18 protein-coding genes are annotated in these 21590 nt (G+C 73.3%); 6 read left to right on the top strand and 12 right to left on the bottom strand.

Features of this window, described 5'->3' with window-relative positions; genetic code table 11:
• Positions 1–27: 27 nt before the first annotated feature.
• Positions 28–1440, top strand: a complete 1413-nt coding sequence (gene hemG / locus ACZ37P_RS13335) for a protoporphyrinogen oxidase (protein WP_467346470.1) — start codon at positions 28–30, stop codon at positions 1438–1440.
• An 83-nt stretch (positions 1441–1523) separates the two neighbouring features.
• Positions 1524–2276, top strand: a complete 753-nt coding sequence (gene hemQ, locus ACZ37P_RS13330; RefSeq protein WP_467346468.1) for a hydrogen peroxide-dependent heme synthase — start codon at positions 1524–1526, stop codon at positions 2274–2276.
• Here hemQ and ACZ37P_RS13325 read toward each other — a convergent pair.
• The 6 genes from ACZ37P_RS13325 to ACZ37P_RS13300 all read right to left on the bottom strand — a co-directional run bounded on the left by ACZ37P_RS13325 (position 2225) and on the right by ACZ37P_RS13300 (position 7686).
• Positions 2225–2734, bottom strand: a complete 510-nt coding sequence (locus ACZ37P_RS13325) for a hypothetical protein (protein WP_467346466.1) — start codon at positions 2732–2734, stop codon at positions 2225–2227. The two genes, hemQ and ACZ37P_RS13325, sit on opposite strands and share 52 nt — an antisense overlap.
• A 162-nt stretch (positions 2735–2896) precedes the next feature.
• Positions 2897–3694: a peptidyl-tRNA hydrolase gene (locus ACZ37P_RS13320; RefSeq protein WP_467346567.1), complete on the bottom strand. Its 798-nt coding sequence runs from the start codon at positions 3692–3694 to the stop codon at positions 2897–2899.
• 422 nt (positions 3695–4116) lie between these two features.
• The gene (msrB, locus tag ACZ37P_RS13315; RefSeq protein ID WP_355338679.1) at positions 4117–4521 is read right to left on the bottom strand and encodes a peptide-methionine (R)-S-oxide reductase MsrB; all 405 of its coding nucleotides are present in this window, start codon (positions 4519–4521) and stop codon (positions 4117–4119) included.
• Positions 4522–4531: 10 nt separating this feature from the next.
• Positions 4532–5926 (bottom strand): UDP-N-acetylmuramate--L-alanine ligase, encoded by a 1395-nt coding sequence (gene murC, locus ACZ37P_RS13310; protein ID WP_355338682.1) that lies wholly within the window; start codon positions 5924–5926, stop codon positions 4532–4534.
• A 320-nt stretch (positions 5927–6246) separates the two neighbouring features.
• A complete protein-coding gene (locus ACZ37P_RS13305) occupies positions 6247–6714 on the bottom strand; it encodes an indole-3-glycerol phosphate synthase (protein WP_355338685.1) in 468 nt (155 codons plus the stop codon).
• 210 nt (positions 6715–6924) lie between these two features.
• Positions 6925–7686, bottom strand: a complete 762-nt coding sequence (locus ACZ37P_RS13300) for a pyrimidine reductase family protein (protein WP_355338688.1) — start codon at positions 7684–7686, stop codon at positions 6925–6927.
• Between the two features lie 181 nt (positions 7687–7867).
• Here ACZ37P_RS13300 and zapE point away from each other — a divergent pair, with 181 nt between their 5' ends.
• Together zapE and ACZ37P_RS13290 are read left to right on the top strand one after the other, a co-directional pair.
• The gene (gene zapE / locus ACZ37P_RS13295; RefSeq protein WP_391163888.1) at positions 7868–8905 is read left to right on the top strand and encodes a cell division protein ZapE; all 1038 of its coding nucleotides are present in this window, start codon (positions 7868–7870) and stop codon (positions 8903–8905) included.
• Positions 8906–8924: 19 nt separating this feature from the next.
• Entirely contained in the window at positions 8925–9893 is a 969-nt protein-coding gene (locus tag ACZ37P_RS13290) for a PPK2 family polyphosphate kinase (RefSeq protein WP_391163889.1), read from the top strand.
• 16 nt (positions 9894–9909) lie between these two features.
• Here ACZ37P_RS13290 and ACZ37P_RS13285 read toward each other — a convergent pair whose 3' ends face one another.
• The 5 genes from ACZ37P_RS13285 to glgX form a co-directional block, all read right to left on the bottom strand.
• Positions 9910–10062, bottom strand: a complete 153-nt coding sequence (locus ACZ37P_RS13285) for a hypothetical protein (protein ID WP_223186409.1) — start codon at positions 10060–10062, stop codon at positions 9910–9912.
• Positions 10059–11825, bottom strand: a complete 1767-nt coding sequence (treZ, locus tag ACZ37P_RS13280) for a malto-oligosyltrehalose trehalohydrolase (RefSeq protein WP_467346463.1) — start codon at positions 11823–11825, stop codon at positions 10059–10061. Before treZ ends, ACZ37P_RS13285 begins: the two co-directional genes overlap by 4 nt.
• A 252-nt stretch (positions 11826–12077) precedes the next feature.
• Positions 12078–13028 carry a GNAT family N-acetyltransferase gene (locus ACZ37P_RS13275; protein WP_391163891.1) on the bottom strand — a complete coding sequence of 317 codons (951 nt, stop codon included), beginning with the start codon at positions 13026–13028 and terminating at the stop codon, positions 12078–12080.
• A gap of 302 nt (positions 13029–13330) precedes the next feature.
• Positions 13331–15853, bottom strand: coding sequence for a malto-oligosyltrehalose synthase (gene treY, locus ACZ37P_RS13270; protein WP_467346461.1), 2523 nt, complete (start codon positions 15851–15853; stop codon positions 13331–13333).
• A 207-nt stretch (positions 15854–16060) separates the two neighbouring features.
• Positions 16061–18199: a glycogen debranching protein GlgX gene (gene glgX, locus ACZ37P_RS13265; RefSeq protein WP_391048730.1), complete on the bottom strand. Its 2139-nt coding sequence runs from the start codon at positions 18197–18199 to the stop codon at positions 16061–16063.
• A gap of 275 nt (positions 18200–18474) precedes the next feature.
• Here glgX and ACZ37P_RS13260 point away from each other — a divergent pair, with 275 nt between their 5' ends.
• Together ACZ37P_RS13260 and ACZ37P_RS13255 are read left to right on the top strand one after the other, a co-directional pair.
• A complete protein-coding gene (locus tag ACZ37P_RS13260; RefSeq protein WP_355338811.1) occupies positions 18475–19704 on the top strand; it encodes an SAV2148 family HEPN domain-containing protein in 1230 nt (409 codons plus the stop codon).
• 125 nt (positions 19705–19829) lie between these two features.
• Positions 19830–20540, top strand: a complete 711-nt coding sequence (locus ACZ37P_RS13255; RefSeq protein WP_391048729.1) for a 3'-5' exonuclease — start codon at positions 19830–19832, stop codon at positions 20538–20540.
• 172 nt (positions 20541–20712) lie between these two features.
• Here ACZ37P_RS13255 and ACZ37P_RS13250 read toward each other — a convergent pair whose 3' ends face one another.
• Entirely contained in the window at positions 20713–21579 is an 867-nt protein-coding gene (locus ACZ37P_RS13250; RefSeq protein WP_355338711.1) for an aminoglycoside phosphotransferase family protein, read from the bottom strand.
• Positions 21580–21590 lie beyond the last annotated feature (11 nt).

Below are 21590 nucleotides of genomic sequence, written 5' to 3'. Positions count from 1 at the left end.
CGGAACGGAGTCTGAGACAGTGGACGCATGAGCCAGACGCACAACGGCACGGGCGCTCCTGAACACGCGATCGTCATCGGCGGCGGAATCTCCGGACTCGCCGCGGCGCACCGGCTGGCGGGCGCGGGCGTCCGCGTCACGCTGCTGGAGGCGTCGTCGCGGCTGGGCGGCAAGCTGTACGCCGACGAGATCGCCGGGGTGCCGGTCGACCTCGGCGCCGAGTCGATGCTGGCCCGCCGCCCCGAGGCGATCGCCCTGGCCCGCGAGGTCGGGCTCGGCGACGACCTGGAGCCGCCCGCGGTGCTCGGCGCCGCGCTGTGGACCCGCGGCAAGCTGCGGCCCATGCCCAAGGGACACGTCATGGGCGTGCCCGGCGACCTCGGGCCGCTCGCCTCGTCCGGTGTGCTGTCCGCCGCGGGTCTTGCCAGGCTCCCGCTGGACCACGTACTGCCGCGCACCGAACTCGGCGACGATGTCGCGGTCGGCGCCTTCGTCGCTGCCCGGCTCGGCCACGAGGTCGTGGACCGGCTCGTCGAACCACTGCTCGGCGGCGTCTACGCGGGCAACGCCTACGAGATCTCGCTGCGCGCCGCGGTGCCGCAGCTCTTCGAGGCCATGCGCACCGGGCGCTCCCTGATCGAGGCGGCCCGCGACATCCAGCGCCGGGCCGCGGCCAGGGCGGGCGGCGCGGGACCGGTCTTCAACGGCATCCGCGGCGGTGTCGGACGGCTGCCGCTCGCGGTCGCCGAGGCGTGCCGCGCCGCGGGCGTCACCATCGAGACGGACGCGCCCGTACGCGAGCTGCGGCGCACTCCGCACGGCTGGCAGGTCGGCCTCGACGGCCGCGCGCTGGAGGCCGACGCCGTGGTGCTCGCCGTGCCCGCGCCGACCGCGGCCCGGCTGCTCGACGCCGAGTCGCCCGCCGCCGCGGCCGAACTGGACACCGTCGAATACGCGGGCATGGCGCTGGTCACCATGGCCTTCCGCCGCCGTGAGATGACACGGCTGCCCAACAGCAGCGGCTTCCTCGTCCCGCCGGTCGACGGCCGCACCATCAAGGCGTCCACCTTCTCCAGCCGCAAATGGGGCTGGCTCGGCGAGGCAGGCGGCGACACCGTCGTCCTGCGCACCTCCATCGGCCGCCACGGCGACGAGGCGGACCTCGCCTGGGACGACACCGACCTCGTCCGCCTCTCCCGCGACGACCTGGAGGCCGCCGTGGGCCTGCGCGCCGCCCCGATCGCCGCCCGCGTCACCCGCTGGACCGCGGGTCTGCCCCAGTACCCGGTCGGCCACCTCGCCCGCGTCGCCCGCGTCCGCGAACACCTCACCAAGCTCCCCGCCCTGGCCGCCTGCGGCGCCGCGTACGACGGCGTCGGCATCCCCGCCTGCATCGCCGGAGCCCACCGCGCCGCGGCCGAGCTGCTGCCGCGGGGCTGAACGGCTCCGCGCCGGGTGGCCCCGCGGGCGTCGTGGGGGACCCTGGTGCCGGGAGCGCCGGGGGGCGCGGGAGAATGGGGGGTATGACCGACTCGACTGCCGACCGCGCTTCCGATTCCGCCGACGCCACGTCGGCGAAGGCCCCCAACGCGGGGAAGAAGGCCAAGGACCTCAACGAGGTCATTCGCTACACGCTCTGGTCGGTGTTCCGACTGCGCGACACCCTGCCCGAGGACCGCGGCGGGTACGCGGACGAGGTCGAGGAGCTGTTCGCGCAGCTCGCCGCCAAGGACATCACGATCCGCGGGACCTATGACGTCTCGGGGCTGCGGGCCGACGCCGATCTGATGATCTGGTGGCACGCGGAGACGGCCGAGGAGTTGCAGGAGGCGTACAACCTCTTCCGCCGCACCAAGCTGGGGCGCGCGGTGGAGCCGGTGTGGTCCAACATGGCGCTGCACCGCCCGGCGGAGTTCAACAAGTCGCATGTTCCGGCCTTCCTCGCCGATGAGACGCCGCGCGAGTGGGTCAGCGTCTATCCCTTCGTGCGCTCCTACGACTGGTACCTGCTGCCGGACGAGGACCGCCGCCGGATGCTCGCCGACCACGGCAAGATGGCCCGTGGCTACCCCGACGTGCGGGCGAACACCGTCGCGTCCTTCTCGCTCGGCGACTACGAGTGGATCCTGGCCTTCGAGGCCGACGAGCTGTACCGGATCGTCGACCTCATGCGGCACCTGCGCGCCTCCGAGGCCCGCCTGCACGTCCGCGAGGAAGTCCCCTTCTACACCGGCCGGCGCCGCGAGGTCGCCGACCTGGTCGCGGGCCTGGCCTGACGCAGCAGCGCCCGTATCGCGGGGTCGCGCAGCGTGCGCGGCCCACGGGCGGCCAGGGCCGACAGCGGCGGCGCGTCCCGGGGTATCCCCCGGAGCGCCTCCTGCCCGGCCGGGGCCGCCCACCGCGTGTACGGATAGACCTCGACGCGCGCCACCGCCCAGCACGCCCCCGTCAGCAGCAGCGGCAGCACGTACCAGAGCAGCGCGGGCGTGCCGTCCGGCGCACGGACCGACCCGTTCAGGGCGACGGTGGCCACCGCCATCGCCAACGTCAGCCCGGTGGCGCCGCGCACCTGCCGCACCCCCGCCGCGAGCCGTTCGCGTGCCGCCGCCGGAACCCCGAGCCCGGCGGCCACCAGCCGCTCGCCGAGCGCGCGTACGGCCTCCGGCCAGGAACGCCGTTTCGTACAGACCGAGTTCGACGCCGTCCGTGGGCCGCCGCTCTCCGGGCGCTCCACCGGCCGCGGCGACCCCGGCCAGGCACAGGCGCGCGCTGGCGGCGGTCGCCGCGGCACACGCGACGAGCAGCAGAAGAATCCACATGAGGGATTTCTACCGGACTCCGCCGACACCGCGTTCTCGGCCTGTGGATAACTCCGCGAGCGGGCTGGCGGGGCCCGTCAGAGCGTGCCGGGGGCGGGATGCGCGCGCAGGGACGGGTGGTCGGCGACGACGGTGGCGGAGCCCGGGGCGACCTCGGTGAAGCCCGCGTCGCGGACGACGGGGAGTGAGGACGCGCTCAGGCGGGTCCACAGGGCGGGGGAGGGGGTGCGGACGGCCAGGGGGAAACCGGCGGCGCGCCAGGCGTCGCGGTCGGCGTCCGACAGCTCCCACCAGGCGAGTTGGGCGCCGTGTCCGGCCTGGGCCATGGCCTTCCCGGCCGACATGGTGACGTCGGGATTCATCCACAGGACGGGGCGCGGGTCGCCGGGTTCGAGCGGTGACGGCGGCTCCGGGTCGTCCAACTCCGTGCCGGAGACCTGGAGTTTGGCCAGTTCCTTCGGCCAGCCGTCGAGCGGCACGGGCGGGTAGACCCGCACTTCGGCGGGCGGCACATCGGTCGTACCCGCTTCCGTGTCCGCCCCCGGCACCGATCCCGACGCGGACCCCGATCCCGATCCCGATCCCGTCACCGTGATGCCCGGCAGGGCCGCCGCCCGCCGCCACTCCGCTCCGCGCGCCCGCCGTACGACCTTGCGGATCCTGGCATCCTGCCAGTTCCGTACGGCCTGCGCCCACTCGCCGTCGTCGGCCGTCGCGCGCTCGTCGCAGAGCAGGGTGAGGACGGCGCGCGCCGCCGTCTCCAGGGCGTCGGTACGGGCCGGGGGCGCGTCGCGCTCGATCCGGACGACGAGCGGGAGGACGAACTGGGGTGCCGCGTCGCGGTCGGTGGCCTGGTGCTGGACGGGGCTGCTCACCGCCCCAGTCTGCCACCCGCTGCTGGACGCCGATCCGCCGTGGCGTGCGGCGTCGGTCCGTACGGAAGCGGCGGCGGCCGCGGCGGCCACGCCGGAGCTGGTGGCGCCCGCCGATGCCGTCGTGCCAGCCACGATGCTCCCGCAGGGGCACCGCCCGCCCCGGCGGGGCGGTTCGGTTGTCTCCGGACCACCGGCCGGTGGGGGCGGGTCGCGCAGTTCCTCGCGCCCCTTCGGGGCCCGTTCCGCCGTGGGGACGGTGGCCCGCCGTCGTGGCTGGTCGCGCAGTTCCTCCCCCAGCCTTCGGCCGGGAGGTGCCCCCAGCGCCCCTTCGGGGCCCGTTCCGCCGCGGGGGCTGGTCGCGCGTCCCCGCGGCGCTGAACGGCTGCCCCCCGCCGGAGGCGCACGGCACCCCCCCGGAGGGGTTACTCCGTGGGGGTCAAGGTCAGGGAGATGGAGTTGATGCAGTAGCGCTGGTCGGTCGGTGTGCCGTAGCCCTCGCCTTCGAAGACGTGGCCCAGGTGGGAGCCGCAGCGGGCGCAGCGGACCTCGACGCGGGTCATCCCGAGGGTGCGGTCCTCGATGAGTTCGACGGCGTCGGTGTCGGCGGGGTCGTAGAAGGAGGGCCAGCCGCAGTGGGACTCGAATTTGGTGTCGGAGCGGAAGAGCTCGGCGCCGCAGGCACGGCAGGCGTAGACGCCGGTCGTCTTCGTGTCGGTGTACTCGCCGACGAAGGGCCGCTCGGTACCGGCTTTGCGCAGGACCGCGTACTCCTCCGGCGACAGCTCGGCGCGCCACTGCTCGTCGGACTTGCTGACTTCGTAGGACATGGAGGTCTCCTCAGCTGCCGAGGCGGGCGAGAATCAGGGGACCGAGGTCGGTCACGTCGCCCGCGCCCATGGTGAGAACGAGATCACCCGGCTTCGCCATTCCTGCGACCACGTCCGGTACCGCCTGCTTGTCGTGTTCCGCGGTCACGTCGGCGCCCGCCGCGCGGGCCGCGTCGATGATGAGTGCGCTGGTCACACCGGGGATCGGGTCCTCGCGGGCCGGGTAGATGTCGAGGACGACGGAGGCGTCGGCGAGGGCGAGGGCGGCGCCCATCTCGGTGGCCAGCTCGCGGGTGCGGCTGAAGAGGTGCGGCTGGAAGACGACCAGGACGCGGGCGTCCCCGGCGGCGCCGCGGATCGCCTCCAGGTCGGCGGCCATCTCGGTCGGGTGGTGGGCGTAGGAGTCGATGACCTGGACGCCCGCCGCCTCGCCCTTGAGCTGGAGGCGCCGCTTGACGCCGGTGTACTTCGCGAGGGCCGAGGCCAGATTCCGGGTCGGGGCGCCGATCGCGGTGCCCGCGGCGAGCGCGGCGACGGCGTTGTGCGCGTAGTGGCGGCCCGGCACGGAGACGGTGAAGGTCAGCGGGCGGCCGTCGATGACGACGGTGACCTCGCTGGTCAGCCCGCGCGGGTTGATCTTCGTGATGCGTACGTCGGCGGTCTCGGCCTCGCCGACCGTCACGATGGTCAGACCGCCGATGTCCCGTACCCGCTTCGTCAGCTCGACGGCGCCCGGCTGGTCGGCGGAGATCACCAGCGTGCCGCCGGGGCGGATCTTCCCGACGAAGGTCTCGAAGGAGTCGTAGATCTCGTCCATCGAGGCGTAGTTGGCGTGGTGGTCGAGCTCCACGTTGAGGATGATCGCGACCTCGGGCGCGTACGTGTGGAAGCTGCGGTCGCTCTCGTCGGCCTCCGCGACGAAGATCTCGCCGCCGCCGTGGTGCGCGTTCGAGCCGGGCGCGTCCAGGTCGCCGCCGATCGCGTACGACGGCTCGCTGCCGAGCGCAGTCAGCGCGACCGCCAGCATCGAGGTGGTGGTGGTCTTGCCGTGGGTGCCCGCGACCGCGATCGGCCGGGTGCCCTCCATCAGCGCGGCCAGCGCGTCACTGCGGTGCACCACGGGGACGCCGCGCTCGCGGGCCGCCGCCAGCTCCGGATTCTCCGGGCGGATCGCGCTGGAGACGACCACCGAGGTGGCGTCCTGCGCCAGGTGCGCCGCGTCGTGGCCGATGTGCACGGTCACGCCGAGCGCGCGCAGCGCGCCCGCCGTCTCCGACTCACGTGAGTCACTGCCCGCCACCCGCGCCCCGCGCTGCGCGAGGATCTTCGCGATCCCCGACATTCCGGCGCCGCCGATGCCGATGAAGTGCGGTCGGTCCATGGCGGGGGGAACGGACGGGCTCATACGGAGGTCTCCCGGAGATGTGCGTGGTTCGTTTATTGACCGGGTCCTGATTCTCGCACCTCCGGGCGCGCGGACGACTCTGCCCGCGCGCCCGTGGCACCTTCCGCCGACTCTGCCCGCGCGCCCGTGGCACCGCGCGCCGACCCTGACCACGCACCCGTGGCACCCCCCGCCCGGCGAGACGTTTCTGCAAGGGGTGCCCGGGACACACGACGCCCGAGCCGCCGGGCGGCGCGGCACCGCCTCGCCGCGCTCACCGCGCTCGCCGCCTCATCGTGCCCTGCGGCTCATCGCGCTCGGCGGCTCATCGCGCGCTGCGCCTAATCGTGCTCGGCGAAGAGCTTCAGCACCGGCACCCCCACCTTGTGCCGCGCCCGCGACGTCCAGTCGCGGTGGAAGAACTCCTCCACGAAGTGCGGCGCGGTGAGCACGATGACCTCGTCGGCGTTGGTCTCCTCGACGACCGTGCGCAGCAGGTCGAGCGGGTGCTTGTCGACGATCCGGCCCACCGCCTCCGCGCCGGAGGCGCGCAGCGCCTCCAGGGAGTGCGCCAGGGCCCGCTCCGCGACCGGGGTGGCGTCGTCGCCCTCCGGCTCGCGGTCCTCGTGCGCGGCGTCATCCAGATAGCCGAGCGCCACGTCGTCGACGGCCCGCAACAGCCGGTCCTGGTCGCCGCGTGGCTGCATGAGCACGACGAAGGAGACCTGCTCGTCGCCGTGGAGAGAGGTGACGAGCTCCACGTCGGCCGGTGCGAGCGGCTTCTCGATCATGAGTACGGTCGTGAACACGGACGCGTCCTTCTTTCTCGTGCTTCGTCGGGGCCACCGGGCCGGCGTTGGAACGATCCTGCCCCGATCTTGGCGGGGCACTCGGGTAAGTGTTCCCGCGCGGAGCAAAACGGAACGAGGGAATCCGCTTTTTTCGGTCGCGGTTCCACCGTGCGGCGCGCCGCTGGTCAGGTGGGTGGCATGAGGGGTGTCGGTGGGACGGTCGGGCGGTCAGGCCCGGACGTAACGGGTGAACAGGAAGCCGTCCTCCTCCAGGACGGAGCGCGGGACGAGGCGGGCCGGGCCCGGAACGTCGGGGCCGTGCATGATCCGGGGCGCGTCGCCGCCCCCGAGCACCGGGGCGACGGTCAGGCACAGTTCGTCCAGCGTGTCGGCCGCGGCGAACTGCGCGAGGACTCGCGGGCCGCCCTCGTGGAGCAGCCGCGTGTGGCCCAGCGCGGCCAACTCGCGCACCGCGCGGACCGGGTCGACGCCTTCGCCGTCGCCCGCGACGACCACATGGGCGCCCGCCGCGCGGGCGGCGGCGACGCGGTCGGCGGGCGGCGACGCGCCGGTCAGCACCAGGGTGGGGGTGACCGGCGCGGTGAACAGCGGTGTCGTGAAGTCCAGATCGAGTCCGCGGCTGATCACCGCGACGGCGGCGGCCGGGGTCTGGCCGTCCGCCGCCCTGCGCGCCGCGAACACCTCGCGGGCCCTCGCGGGCCGGTAGCCCTCCAGGCGAACCGTTTCCGCACCCACCAGCACCACGTCGGCCAGCGCGCGCAGCACGCCGAAGACCCGCATGTCCGCCTCCGACGACAGCGGCGCCGACCTGCCGTCGTACCGGGCCGCGCCGTCCAGCGACGACACCATGTTGGCCCGGAGGTACGGGCCCGCTCCCCGTTCGGGGTACGCGTACGCGTCCGCCAGACCGAGCGGGGTCTCCAGCCCGGCCGAATCGTTCGCTCCCGCTACGGGATAGAGCCGTCGCATCCCCGAAGTCTCCCACGCCGCGCCGCTACGGGCCGGTCGGCGCCCTCGGCCCGCCGCCCCCGTACGCGTGGGGTCGGACACATGCCGGCGGGGGCGGAACCGGGAGGCACTACGCTGGTGAGCTGTGTCGACCTCTGTCGTTTCGTCTGGGAGTGCCGCGATAGGCGGCGATGGCGGGCCCGTGTCACTCAGCGCGCGCACGCCGCATGTGCCGGTGGAGCGATTGGTGGCGGAGATGGTGCCGCCGCCGCGGTTCGACGGCGTCAGGTTCGAGACCTACGTGCCCGACCCGAATCAGCCCAGCCAGGCCGCGGCCGTACGGGCCCTGGCCGGTTTCGCGGCGTCGCTGACGGCCGCGCCGACGCCCAAGCGGTGGTTCCGGCGGGAGGCACCCGCGCCCGGCGGCCCCGGCGGGGTCTACCTCGACGGCGGTTACGGCGTCGGCAAGACCCACCTGCTGGCGTCGCTGTGGCACGCCACCCCGGCGCCCGCCGAGCGCAAGGCGTTCGGCACGTTCGTGGAGCTGACCAATCTGGTCGGCGCCCTCGGCTTCCAGCACGCGGTGGCGGCGCTCAGCGACCACCGGCTGGTCTGCATCGACGAGTTCGAACTGGACGACCCGGGCGACACGGTGCTGGTGTCCACGCTCCTCGGCAAGCTCGCCGACGCGGGCGTACGGCTGGCGGCGACGTCGAACACGCTGCCCGGCAAGCTCGGCGAGGGCCGCTTCGCCTCCGCCGACTTCATGCGGGAGATCCAGGGCCTGTCCGCCCGCTTCACCAGCCTGCGGATCGACGGCGAGGACTACCGGCACCGCGGCCTGCCCGAGGCGCCGACCCCGCACACCGACGAGCAGGTCACCGCCGCCGCGGCCGTCACACCCGGCGCCGCGCTCGACGACTTCGGCGCGCTGGCCGCGCACCTGGCCACCGTCCACCCCAGCCGCTACGGCGCGCTCTGCGACGGCGTCGGCGCCGTCTTCCTGCGCGGCGTGGAACCCGTCACCGACCAGGCGACCGCGCTGCGCCTGGTGGTGCTCGCCGACCGGCTCTACGACCGCGAGATCCCGGTCTTGGCCTCCGGCGTGCCCTTCGACCGCGTCTTCGGCCAGGACATGCTGGCGGGCGGCTACCGCAAGAAGTACTTCCGCGCCGTCTCCCGGCTCACCGCGCTCGCGCGGGACGCCGAGAAGCTGACCGGCACTGGCGGAGACCGCTGATCCGGCGCAGGATCGGTGCATGGCCAAGAGCGGGAGCAAGGGCAAGGGCAAGCACGGCGCCGAGCACGCGCACGTGGACCGGCACGCGCACGAGGACGGCCGGGGCGGCAAGCACGCCGACGCCGCCGCCAAGAAGGCGCAGAAGGACCCGGGCCTGCGCTCCCTGCTGCGCGTGCCGCCCGGCGGCGGACCGGTCAACCTGCGGGCGTACGACCCCTCCGCGACCCCCGGCGGCCCGCGTGACAAGGCGACGGCCCTGGCCGCGACCGCGGAGCTGCGCGCCCGGCTGGCCGAGCTCCAGGAGCGGCTGTGGGCGCAGAGCACCGCGGGCGACCCGCACTGCGTGCTGCTGGTGCTCCAGGGCATGGACACCTCGGGCAAGGGCGGCACCGTCAAGCACGTGTCCTCCGGGCTGAACCCGTCGGGCATCCGCGTCACCGCGTTCAAGGCGCCCACCGAGGAGGAGCGCCAGCACCCCTTCCTGTGGCGCATCCGCCGCGCGCTGCCCCGCCCCGGCGAGCTGGGCGTCTTCGACCGTTCGCACTACGAGGACGTGCTGATCGCCCGCGTGCGCGACCTCGTGCCGCGCGCCACCTGGAGCCGCCGCTACAGCGTCATCAACCGCTTCGAGCAGTCGCTCGCCGACGACGGCGTCACCGTCGTCAAGGTCTTCCTGCACATCAGCTACGACAAGCAGCGCGAGCGGCTGCTGAAGCGGCTCGACAACCCGGACAAGCACTGGAAGTTCAACCCCGGTGACATCAGCGAGCGCGCGCTGTGGCCCGCGTACCAGAAAGCGTACGAGGTGGCCCTGGAGCGCTGCTCGACCGACGCCGCGCCCTGGCACGTCGTGCCGTCCGACCGCAAGTGGTACCGGAACTGGGCGGTCGCCAAGCTGCTGCTCGAACACCTCGAACTGATCGACCCGGCCTATCCGAAGGCCGACTTCGACATCGAGGAGAACCGCGTCGCGCTCCTCAAGACCTGACCCGCGTGCCCCGGTCCTAGCCGGAGCACGCGGTGCGCTGCGCCTCCTGCCACTCGCACACCGGGCAGTACGTCGCGCCGCGCGTGCTCGCCGGATACTCGGTCGGCTCGCCGCACAGCACGCAGTCCGCGAGGGCTTCCGCGTCGGGCGTCGGGGTCGTCTGTGTCACCCGTTCACCGTAGCGCGGGCGCGCAGCACGGCGGCTCCCCGGGGCGGAAGCTGGACGGCCGCGTCCGGGCCCGGCAGCACCTTGCACGACGGCCGGGCCAGCACCACCTCGCACGGCACGTCCAGCGGCACCCGCGCGGGCGCGTCGGAGAAGTTCACGACCGTACGGAAGGGGCCGCGGGCCAGCCGCAGCGTCCGGCCGCCCGCGGTCGCCGCGACCGTGTCGAGCTGGGGATCGGTCAGGGCGGGCTCCGACCTGCGCAGCGCGATCAGCCCGCGGTACCACTCCAGCAGCTCGCGGTGCCCCGCCTTGTCCGGCTCGGCCCAGTCCAGGCACGAGCGGTCCCGGGTCGCGTGGTCCTGCGGATCGGGCACGTCCTCCTCCGCCCAGCCGTGGTCGGCGAATTCGCGGCGCCGCCCGCGCGTGATGGCCGCGCCCAGCTCCGGGTCGTCGTGGTCGGTGAAGAACTGCCAGGGCGTGCCCGCGCCCCACTCCTCGCCCATGAAGAGCATCGGGGTGAACGGCGAGGTCAGGACGAGGGCCGCGGCCACGGTGAGCTGGTCAGGGGTGAGCCGGTCGCCGGTCGCGCGGTTGCCGATCTGGTCGTGCGTCTGCGCGTAGCCCAGCAGCCGGTGGGCGGGCGCGGCGGCCCGGTCCAGCGGGCGGCCGTGGTGCCGGCCGCGGAAGGAGGACCAACTGCCGTCGTGGAAGAAGCCCCCGGTGAGCGTCTTGGCCACCGCGGCGGGCCCGGCGGCGGCGAAATCCGCGTAATAGCCCTGCGCCTCACCGGTGACGGCCGCGTGCAGGGCGTGGTGGAAGTCGTCGCTCCACTGGGCGTGCAGTCCGAGGCCGCCCGCCTGGCGCGGGGCCGTCGTCCGCGGGTCGTTCAGATCGGACTCGGCGATCAGGAACAGCGGGCGGCCGAGCGCGGCCGACAGCCCGTCCACGGCCGTCGAGAGCTCCTCGAGGAAGTGCAGGGCGCGCGTGTCCACCAGCGCGTGGACGGCGTCGAGCCGCAGCCCGTCGAGCCGGTAGTCGCGCAGCCACGACAGCGCGCTGCCGATCAGGAAGTCCCGCACCTCGTCGGAGCCGGGCGCGTCCAGATTGACCGCGTCGCCCCAGGGGGTGTGGTGCCGGTCGGTGAAGTACGGGCCGAACGGTGGCAGATGGTTGCCCGACGGGCCCAGGTGGTTGTGGACCACGTCGAGGACGACGCCCAGGCACTGCTTGTGCGCCGCGTCGACAAATCGCTTCATTCCCTCGGGGCCGCCGTACGGCTCGTGCACCGCCCACAGCGACACGCCCTCGTACCCCCAGCCGTTGGTGCCGGGGAACGGGCACACCGGCATCAGCTCGATGTGCGTGATGCCCAGCCGGGCCAGGTGCGGCAGCCGCTCGATCGCCGCGTCGAAGGTGCCCTCGGGGGTGAAGGTGCCGACGTGCAGTTCGTAGACCACCGCGCCGGGCAGCGCGCGGCCCGGCCACGGCACCGTCCAGGCGAACGCGTCGTGGTCGACGACGGCGCTCGGCCCGTCCGGGCCCTCCGGCTGGCGGCGCGAGCGCGGATCGGGCAGCGGCGGACCGCCGTCGAGCAGATACGCGTACCGCGTGCCCGGCCCAGCGGACACCTCCGCGCGCCACCAGCCGGCCCGCGCCGGGTCGGGGCCGAGGCCGTGCCGTGTGCGGTCGTCGATCAGGATCTCCACCTGCTGGGCATCCGGCGCCCACACCTCGAACAGCACCCACGGCTCCCGTCTCGTCATCCGGTTCGTTCAGCGTCTTCGGTCTTCCGCGCGGCGGTCTTCCGCGCGGAAGTTCTCCGTACAGCGGTTTTCTGTACGGCGGTACGGCGGTCTTCTGTACGGCAGTCTTCTGTACGGCGGTCTTCTGTACGGGCGCCCCCCGAGGCCGTTCCTCGCGGGTGCCCGGGGCCGTGGCCGCGCCACGGACCCCGGGCACATGCATGCCCACGGAACGGCCTCCCGCATCACCGCGAGCGGATCAGCGGGGGAACATCACACTGCGTCGGGGACGAAGTCGATCCGCTCCTGAACGATCGGATACCCCGCCTTCGCGAAATTCCGCGCCATCGGGACATTCGTCCGGTCGGTGGCCGCCGCGACCTTGACCGCGCCGCGGTCGACCAGGTCGTGAGTGCACTCGACCAGCAGGTCGTACGAGTAACCGCGGCCCCGCTGCTCGGGCACCACGGCGATGAAGCCGATGCACGGGCCGGCCGGATTGCGCGCGGGCACGTGCAGCCCGGCCACCTCGCCGTCCGGGGTGTACGCCACCCGCCGCCAGTCGGCGGGCGAGGGGAACCAGTCGAAGATGCCGATGGTCTCGTCGAGGGCGGCCTCCAGGCCCTGTTCGGCGATCATCCGGCGGTCGTGGGCGTCGAGAGTGCCCTCCATGATGCGGGCCATGACGGCCCGGAAGGCGGTGTCGTCCGGCTCGGGCCGGTACTCAAGACGCCCGGTGCGCGGCGGCAGCGGGCAGTCCGCCGTCCACTCGTAGCGGTACCGCTCGACCAACTCGCGCAGTCCCGCGGCCTCGACGGCCGCCGCGCGGCTCCGCGCCGCCGCCGTCACGTCGGGGCGCTCGCGCCAGTCGGGCGGCAGCAGCAGGCTGTACTCGGTGTTCAGCGGCGCGGCGCGCAGCAGTTCGGTGGCCGCCTCGGCTTCGCCCTCGGCGAAGTCGAACCAGTCCAGGGCCAGCGGCTCGCTGTCCTCGGGCTTGGCCCACCACGCGGCCCGCGCGACGACCTTCGCGCCGCGCAGCGCGACCCACGACCACTCGGGCCGGTACTCGCCGCCCGCGTCGAGGGTCGCGAAGGACTGGCCGAGCAGGGCGCGGCCGACGAACGCGTCGCCGGTGCCGGTGCGCGTGCCGGATGCCGTCTCGGCAAGGGAGTTGAACAGGGCGGACTCGCCCGCGACCAGCGGGCGGAAAACCAGATCGGACATGGTGAAGCGATTCCTTCGGGAGTTCGACGGAGCGCTCCCGGGACCATCTCCCCGTGGATCTACGGACGCCCTGCGGAGGGGCGGGAGCGCGGCACAGTGATGTACGTCATCGCTCTCGCCTCCTTCTCGTCCGGTCATGGGCGTGATCAGCACCCTAGGCGGGCGACGGCCGACAAGGCCACCGGTTATTACGCGGCGGCCTTGTCGGGATGGCGACGCGGGTGCGCGGGAGCGGGCGGGGGCGGCTCAGGCCGCCGGGCTCACCTCGCCGCGCTCACCTCTCCGGGCTCGCCTCTCCGCGCTCACCTTTCCGGGGTCAGCAGGGCCACAGGGCTGCGGCCCAGCAGTTCGGCCAGCGGGGCCGCGCCCTCGTACGTCCCGCCGCCCAGGCGGTCGTGCCAGCGGCCCGGAGGGAGCGGCAGCGACGCCTCGCGCCAGCCGCCCGCCGCGGCGAGGCGGGCGGAGAGCCGGGTGACGACGGTGAGGGCGGAGCCGCCGCGCAGGAAGGCGAGGCAGTGGTCACCGGCAGGACCCTGCGCGACGAGGGGGATGTACGAGGCGGTGGGGCCGTACCACTCGGGGCGGTCGCGCCGCAGCCGGAGCGCCACGGCGGTCAGGCGCAGCTTGGCCTCGTCGAAGGAGCCCGGCGCGGCGCCGTCCAGCAGGCGGTCCAGGGTGCGGTCGACGCCGAACCGCTGGGTCCCGCCGACCGGCCCGTTCATGGGGCCGCGGTTGTCCGGGTCGACCAGGGTGTACACCGGGAATTCGGTGTTCTGGTAGACGTCGGGCACCCCCGGCATCGTCAGGTGCACCAGCGCCGCGCCGAGCGCGTTGGCATCGGCGTACGGGGCGAGGGAGTTGACGAATTCGCCCACGTCGTAGACGCCCGCGCCGCACGGGCCCTGCTCGGTGAAGTCGGTGACGGCCTTCTCGTACGCCTCGTCCTGCTCGGTCCACGAGGTGTGCAGGCCCGCCTCGCGGACCGCCTTGAGCGCGGCGGGCACCAGCCGGTCCGGGTGGCAGAAGCCGAGGCCGACGCCGGTCTGGAAGACGGTGTACGCGGTGTGCCGGTCGGGCGCGGGCGCGTCGCCTGACCGCTCGGCGCGGGCCTCGCGGGCGCCCATCCACTCCCGCCAGGCGTCGGGGAGTTCGGACAGGACGGCCAGTCGCAACCGCAGGTCGGCGCTGCGCTTGGTGTCGTGCGTGGACAGGACGGTGCCGGTACCGGGGTGGTCGCGCTGGATCCGCGCGCAATAGGCGTGGAATTCCTCCGGGGCCGTCGCCGGATGCGCCGGGCTGCGGCCGACCTCGCACAGCGACAGCAGCGGCGAGTAGCGGTAGAAGGCGGTGTCCTCGACGGACTTGGCGTGCAGCGCGGAGGCGACCTGCGCGAAGCGGACGGCGAAGTCGTCGGCGTCCTCACCGGGCACCGTCGCGCCCTCGGCCGGGCGGCCGAGCGCAAGGTCGCGCAGCAGGCCGATCGCCGGGGCGAGCCGCCCGTCGGCGCTTTCCGCCGCACTGGAGGCGGCCTCGGTCACCATCAGGGTGTCGCCGGGCGTCGCCGGGGTGCCGGGGCGTACGTACGGGCGGTACACCGGGATACGGACCAGCAGCTCGCGCAGCGCCTCCTCCAGCACGGACGTCGCATAGGGCGCCGTGTAAGGGTCGGTCTCCTGGTGCTCGGCTGTTACCGGCCCGCCCGCCCCCTCGGTCCCGCCGCCCGTGCCGGGGCGCTGCGCCCGCTGCGCGCTCGCCGCGAGGCGGGAGACCTCCGCGGCGAGGTCGTGGCCGACGATGCGGTGGGCGGCGCGCCGCGCGGTCGGCTCCCACCGGCCGCCGCGGCTGTCCTCGACGCCGGTGAACTCCCGGTAGAAGTCGGTCACTTCGGCGACGCCCGCCGGGTCGGTGAACAGCCCGTCGATCCGGTCGAGCGCGTCGTACCCGGTGGTGCCCGCGCACGCCCAGTCGGCGGGCAGCGCCTCGTCGCGCTGGAGGATCTTCTCCACCACCGTCCACCGCCCGTCGCTGGCCTCGGCCAGGCGGCGCAGATAGCCCGCCGGGTCGGCGAGGCCGTCCGGGTGGTCGATCCGCAGCCCGTCGGCGACGCCTTCGCGCAGCAGCCGCAGCACGGTCGCGTGGGTGGCCTCGAAGACGTCCTGCCGCTCGACGCGGACCGCGATCAGGTCGGAGATCGTGAAGAAGCGGCGGTAGTTCAGCTCGGTGCGGGCCTGCCGCCAGTACGCCAGCCGATACCACTGCGCCTCCACCAGTTCCGGCAGCGGCAGATTCTCCGTGCCCGGTCGCAGCGGGAACCGGTGGTCGTAGTAGCGCAGCACCTTGCCGCCCGCGCGCTTGTCGGAGACCACCGAGAGCTGCCCGAGGACGTCGGGCAGGGGGTCGCCCAGCACGGGCAGCAGCACCTTGCCGCCCAGCGCGGCCCAGTCGATGTCGAACCAGTCGGCGTACGCGGAGCCGGGACCGTCGCGCAGCACCTCCCACAGCGGGCCGTTGAGGTGTTCGGGCGCGGGCACCGCCATGTGGTTGGGGACGATGTCCAGGATCAGGCCGAGGCCGTGCTCGCGGGCGGTGTGCGACAGTGCCCGCAGGCCCTGCTCGCCGCCCAGCTCCTCGCGTACCCGCGAGTGGTCCACCACGTCGTAGCCGTGGGTGGAGCCGGGCACCGCTTCGAGGATCGGCGACAGATGCAGGTGCGAGACGCCGAGCGAGGCCAGGTACGGCACGTGCGCGGCGGTGTCGGCGAAGGTGAAGCCGGGCTGCACCTGCACCCGGTAGGTGGCGGAGGGCGTCACGGGAAGTCCGGTCATGAGGTCTTCTCTACCCCGGATTCGGCCGTGAAGCGGCCGAACGCGCCCGGGTCTCCCCGGACGCCGTCCGTATCGCCGAAAGCGGCCCGTCCTTCCCCGTGGCAGGCCGGCCGCGCCGCTGACCCGCGGGCCACCGGCCGCGCCGCCGACCCGCGGGCCACCGGCCGCGCCGCCTTACGCGGAGCACGTGTCGCGCCGCCCGGGCTGCTACAGCGCCGGGCGCTGGAGCACCACCATGCTGCGGTCGGCCAGCTCCACCCGGTCCCCGGCCTGTACGCGCTGGCCGGTGCCCGGCGGGACGCCCCCGGCCAACTGGGTGTCCACCACGAGCTGCCACTCCATGCCGTGGTTGACCGGGACCACGAACTCCTGCGGCTTCGGCGCCGCGTTGACCATCAGCAGGAACGAGTCGTCGGTGACCGGCTCGCCGCGCGGCCCCGGTTCGGAGATCGCGTTGCCGTTGAGGAAGACCGACATCGACCTGGCGTGCGCCGCCTGCCAGTCGCGCTGCGCCATCTCCTGCCCCTCGGGCGTGAACCAGGCGATGTCCGACAGTTCGTCGTGCGTGCCCTCGACCGGCCGCCCGTGGAAGAAGCGCCGCCGCCTGAACACGGCGTGGTCGCGCCGCAGCCACACCATCGTGCGCAGGAACTCGTGCAACTGCTGCGCCTCGTCGTTCGGCCCGCCGTCGTCCGGCTTGCCGGGCCAGGACACCCACGCCAGTTCGTTGTCCTGGCAGTAGACGTTGTTGTTGCCCTTCTGGGTGCGGCCGAACTCGTCGCCGTGCGAGATCATCGGCACGCCCTGCGAGAGCATCAGCGTGGCGAGGAAGTTGCGCATCTGCCGCCCGCGCAGCGACCGCACCTTCTCGTCCTCCGTCGGCCCCTCCGTACCGCAGTTCCAGGACCGGTTGAAGCTCTCGCCGTCACGGTTGTTCTCGCCGTTGGCGTCGTTGTGCTTGTCGTTGTACGACACCAGGTCGCGCAGCGTGAAACCGTCGTGGCAGGTGACGAAGTTGACCGAGGCCAACGGGCGGCGGCCGTCGTCCTGGTAGAGGTCGGAGGAACCGGTCAGCCGGGAGCCGAACTCGGCCAGCGTGGCGCTCTCGCCGCGCCACAGGTCCCGTACCGTGTCGCGGAACTTCCCGTTCCACTCGGTCCACAGGGGTGGGAAGTTGCCCACCTGGTAGCCGCCCTCGCCGACGTCCCACGGCTCGGCGATCAGCTTCACCTGCGAGACCACCGGGTCCTGCTGGACGAGGTCGAAGAAGGACGAGAGCCGGTCCACCTCGTGGAACTGCCGGGCCAGTGTGGCCGCGAGGTCGAAACGGAAGCCGTCCACGTGCATCTCGGTGACCCAGTAGCGCAGGCTGTCCATGATGAGCTGGAGGACGTGCGGGCTGCGCATCAGCAGGCTGTTGCCGGTGCCCGTGGTGTCCGTGTAATACCGCTTGTCGCCGCCGAGCCGGTAGTACGAGGCGTTGTCCAGGCCGCGCAGCGACAGCGTCGGCCCGAGGTGGCTCCCCTCGGCCGTGTGGTTGTAGACCACGTCCAGGATCACCTCGATCCCGGCCCGGTGCAGCGCGCGGACCGCCGTCTTGAACTCCAGCACCTGTTGCCCGCGGTCACCCAGCGAGCAGTACGAATGGTGCGGCGCGAAAAAGCCGATGGTGTTGTAACCCCAGTAGTTCGCGAGACCCGCGTCCACCAGACGGTGGTCCTGGATGAACTGATGCACCGGCATCAGTTCCAGTGTCGTCACCCCGAGTTCCACCAGATGGCCGATCACCGCCGGGTGAGCCAGCGCCGCGTAGGTGCCGCGGATCTCCTCCGGCAGACCCGGGTGAGTCATCGTCAGGCCCTTGACGTGGGCCTCGTAGATGATGGTCTTGTGATAATCGATCCGCGGGGCGCGGTCGTCGGCCCAGTCGAAGTACGGATTCACCACGACGGACGTCATGGTGTGCGGGGCGGAGTCCAGATCGTTGCGCGAGTCGGGCTGTCCGAAGCGGTAGCCGTAGACGGCCTCGTCCCAGTCGATGCTGCCGCTCATCGCCTTGGCGTACGGGTCGAGGAGCAGCTTCGCGGAGTTGCAGCGGTGGCCGCGGGGCGGGTCGTAGGGCCCGTGCACCCGGAAGCCGTACCGCTGACCCGGCATCACCCCCGGCAGGTAGGCGTGCCGTACGAAGGCGTCCGCCTCGCGCAGCTCGACGGCCGTCTCCGACCCGTCGTCGTGCAGCAGGCACAGCTCGATACGGGACGCCACCTCGGAGAAGACGGCGAAGTTGGTGCCCGCGCCGTCGAAGGTGGCACCCAGGGGGTACGACTGACCCGGCCAGACTTGCATCTCGTGACTCTTCCACTCCCGGACCGGGAGAGCGCGGACCGATTCCGCGCACCCGGCCAGCTTCGTTGCCGAATTCGTTGCCGAGAGTGCATCCTCCCACCTGGTCCACCCGAGGGTGACAAAGCCACAACAGCCAGCTACCGCAAGGGTGATGAGCTTGTCCGGTAGTAGTCAAGTAGGGTCAACAGGGCTGCGGGGCACCCTGCACCGCAGTACCCTTCCTTGATCGTGGACGGGGGTGGGAGGCGGGTGGCGTGGAGACGTCCGGAGGTCTGATGCTCCCGGGTGGTGGAGATCAGGAGGACCGTCAGGTCGCGGACGGTGCCGCCGCCGAGGCGGTGCAGAGCGCGGTCACCCTCGCCCAGCCGCTGGAGATCGGAGCGGAGCTGGACTGGGGCGCGGAAGCCTGGTCGGAGGTACGCACCCGCGCCACGCGCGCCGGGCGGGCCTACGTATGGCTCAACCTCGTGGAACAGCGCCTGCGCGCCGTCGTCAACGCGGTGCTGCGCCCGATCTACGAGCCCGTGCACGGCGAGGAGTGGGTGGTCGCCGCGGCGGGCCCGGCCGGGCACGAATGGGTGCAACGGGCCGTCGCCGTACGGGAAGTGAGCCGCCGTAAGGGCTTCCTGCTCGACCCCGCCGACGACAATGTGCTCAGCTTTCTGACGCTGCCCCAGCTCCGCGAACTGGTCGTCCAGCACTGGCCGTGCTTCGAGCCGTACTTCGACGACCGCCGCGACCTCGAACTCGCCCTGGACGAGCTGGAGGTGGCCCGGCACGTCGTCTCACGCAACCGGGCGCTGTCCAGGACCGTCCTGGACCAGGCCGAGCGGGCCGCCGCCAAGCTGCTGGAGCTGCTGGGCGCGGGACCCGCCCGTACGGCCGCGCAGCGGCTGCCGGTGGACGCCGTCGAGGACCTGGTCGCCGACCGCTACTCCGACGTCATCGGCGTCTACCCGGACCGCGTGCGGCTACAACGGCAGCTCCCCGTCGAGGACTTGTTCTCCGGCGCGCGCCGGCTCGACGCGATAGGCATCGGCCTCAATCTGCTGGTGCAGAACTACTCGGGGCGGCGCCTGGTGCGGCTCGCCGAGTCCGGCTGCCGGGTCAGACTGCTCTTCCTCAACCCCGCGAGCAGTACGGTCCGCCGCCGCGAGCGGGAACTGGGCCTGGGGCGCGGTGAGCTGGCCAGGTCGGTCGAGATGAACATCATGCACATGCGCCGGGTGCGGGCCCGGCTGCGGGACCCCGACGCCTTCGAGATCCGGGTCTTCGACGAGACCCCGCGCTTCACCGCCTACCTCGTCGACGGCGACACCGGCGACGGCCTGGCCGTCGTGCAGTCCTATCTGCGGCGGGCCCGCGGCATGGAGGTGCCGGTGCTGCTGCTGCGCGGCGGGTCCCGGCAGGTGGTCGCCGAGGAAGGGCCCGCGGAACACGGGCTCTTCGAGGTCTACCGCGAGGAGTTCGAGGGCATCTGGACGGATTCCCGTCCCGTGTCGTGACCTCCGGGGGAGGGGCGGGGACGCCCCGGGAAACGGAACCCCGCCGTCCGGCGCTGTCAGTGGTCCGCGCGATGATGGCAGGGCACACGGGGGTTACGGGGAAATGGGTGGGAAGGATGCTCGCCATGGCATGGCATGAGGAGCTGTTGGTCGGGTTCGACCTGGAGACGACGGGGACGGATCCGCGCCAGGCGCGGATCGTGACCGCGGCGGTCACCGAGGTGAAGGACGGGGAGCCGGTACGGCACCGGGCGTGGCTGGCCAATCCCGGCGTCGCCATTCCCGAGGAGACGACCGCCATCCACGGCATAAGCACCGCCCGCGCGGCGGCCGAGGGGCGCCCGGCGCCGGAGGTCGTCGCCGAGATCGCCGACGCCCTGCGGGGGTACTGGGCGGCCGGGGTGCCCGTCGTCGTCTACAACGCGCCCTTCGATCTCACCCTGCTGGACGAGGAGTTGCGGCGGTACGCGCTGCCGCCGCTGGCCGTTCCCGGGGCCCGCCCGGGGCCCGTGCTCGACCCGCTGGTGATGGACCGCGCCCTCGACAAGTACCGGCGCGGCAAGCGCACCCTGGAGGCCGCCTGCGGCGTCTACGGTGTCGTCCTCGACGGCGCGCACGAAGCGGGCGCCGACGCCCTCGCCGCCGTCCGCGTCGCCCGCGCCCTCGCCGCCCGCTACCCCCAGGTCGCCGACGCCGACCTCTGGGACCTCTACGACGAGCAGCGCGGCTGGTACGCCGACTGGGCCGAGGACTTCGCCTCCTGGCTCCGCCGCAAGGGGTCTGCCGACGCCTCCACCATCGACCGCGCCTGGCCGCTGCGCGTCTCCGCCGCCTGACCCCTCCGGGGCCGGTCACCCGCCGTCCCGCGGCCCGCCGCTGCGGCGGATCGAAGAGGCGCCGCCTCTTCGGCTCACCTGTGCGTCGCGGTCAACCGGCGGCCGTGCGGGGGGTGATGGGGCGGGGGAAGGCGGCGGTGCCTTCCTTGAAGGCCGCCGCGGTGGGGCGGGGTCAGAAGGAGTACCAGCGGACGGTGGGGTCGGCGGCTCTCAGCGAAGCGACACGTCGGCGGAATTCGTTGAGGGCGGCCGGGCTGGCCGGGGCGTGCTGGGCGACCCAGGCGCAACTGGCGGTCTCGCGGGCACCGCGCAGGACGGTGATGCCGGGCCACTCGGTGACGTCCCAGCCATAGGCGGCGGTGAAGGCGTCGTACGCCGCCGCGGGCACCCCGTAGCGGTCACGGCTGAGCGCCTGGACGACGAGGTCGTGCTCGCGCAGGTCGGAGGAGAAGGTCTCCAGGTCGACCAGGACCGGCCCGTCGGGCCCGATGTGCACATTGCGCGGCAGCGCGTCCCCGTGGATCGGCCCGCGCTCCAGGTGCGGTACGAGCTCGGCCGCGGCGGTCGCGAAACCGTCGCGCCGATTGCGCAGATACGCGGCGTCCGCCGGATCGATCGCGTCCCCGGCCAGCCGCAGCCAGCGCTCGACCCCGCCGAGCAGCTCACGCGGCGGCAGCCCGAAGTCCGGCTCGGGCAGCGCGTGCACGAGCAGCAGCAGCGGCGCCACATCGGCGGGCTCCGCGGGCCGCAGCGGCTCCGGCAGCCGCTGCCAGTACGTGATCGGATGGCCGTCCACCAGCCGCACCTCGGACTCCGCCGAGCGCACGGCGGGCACATCGTGCTTGGCCAGCCAGTCGGCGGTGCGCACCTCGCGCCGGGCCCGCTCCAGCAGATCGGCGCTGCGGCCGATCTTGATCACCAGACGCCCGGCGGCGTAGACCGCGTTCTCGCCGAAGGCGAGCAGCTCGGCCTCGTGATGCCCGGCGGCATCCAGCACCGCCCGCGCCCGCTCCCGCGTGAACACCCTCGTGTCCGCCATGCCGAAACCCG

It is taken from the genome of Streptomyces sp. NPDC024632 (assembly GCF_055559175.1).
The sequence above is the reverse complement of the archived record's forward strand: the minus strand, read 5'-3'. Positions and strand labels throughout refer to the sequence as shown.

Bases quoted from the DNA above. Each gene is read 5' to 3' on its own strand.
- murC (WP_355338682.1), bottom strand. From the start codon at position 5,926: ATGAGCCCGTCCGTTCCCCCCGCCATGGACCGACCGCACTTCATCGGC.
- ACZ37P_RS13275 (WP_391163891.1), bottom strand. From the start codon at position 13,028: ATGTCCGATCTGGTTTTCCGCCCGCTGGTCGCGGGCGAGTCCGCCCTG.
- treY (WP_467346461.1), bottom strand. From the start codon at position 15,853: ATGACCGGACTTCCCGTGACGCCCTCCGCCACCTACCGGGTGCAGGTG.
- ACZ37P_RS13290 (WP_391163889.1), top strand. From the start codon at position 8,925: ATGGCCAAGAGCGGGAGCAAGGGCAAGGGCAAGCACGGCGCCGAGCAC.
- ACZ37P_RS13255 (WP_391048729.1), top strand. From the start codon at position 19,830: ATGGCATGGCATGAGGAGCTGTTGGTCGGGTTCGACCTGGAGACGACG.
- ACZ37P_RS13250 (WP_355338711.1), bottom strand. From the start codon at position 21,579: ATGGCGGACACGAGGGTGTTCACGCGGGAGCGGGCGCGGGCGGTGCTG.
- ACZ37P_RS13300 (WP_355338688.1), bottom strand. From the start codon at position 7,686: ATGCGACGGCTCTATCCCGTAGCGGGAGCGAACGATTCGGCCGGGCTG.
- glgX (WP_391048730.1), bottom strand. From the start codon at position 18,199: ATGCAAGTCTGGCCGGGTCAGTCGTACCCCCTGGGTGCCACCTTCGAC.
- hemG (WP_467346470.1), top strand. From the start codon at position 28: ATGAGCCAGACGCACAACGGCACGGGCGCTCCTGAACACGCGATCGTC.
- hemQ (WP_467346468.1), top strand. From the start codon at position 1,524: ATGACCGACTCGACTGCCGACCGCGCTTCCGATTCCGCCGACGCCACG.
- treZ (WP_467346463.1), bottom strand. From the start codon at position 11,825: ATGACGAGACGGGAGCCGTGGGTGCTGTTCGAGGTGTGGGCGCCGGAT.
- msrB (WP_355338679.1), bottom strand. From the start codon at position 4,521: ATGTCCTACGAAGTCAGCAAGTCCGACGAGCAGTGGCGCGCCGAGCTG.
- ACZ37P_RS13260 (WP_355338811.1), top strand. From the start codon at position 18,475: ATGCTCCCGGGTGGTGGAGATCAGGAGGACCGTCAGGTCGCGGACGGT.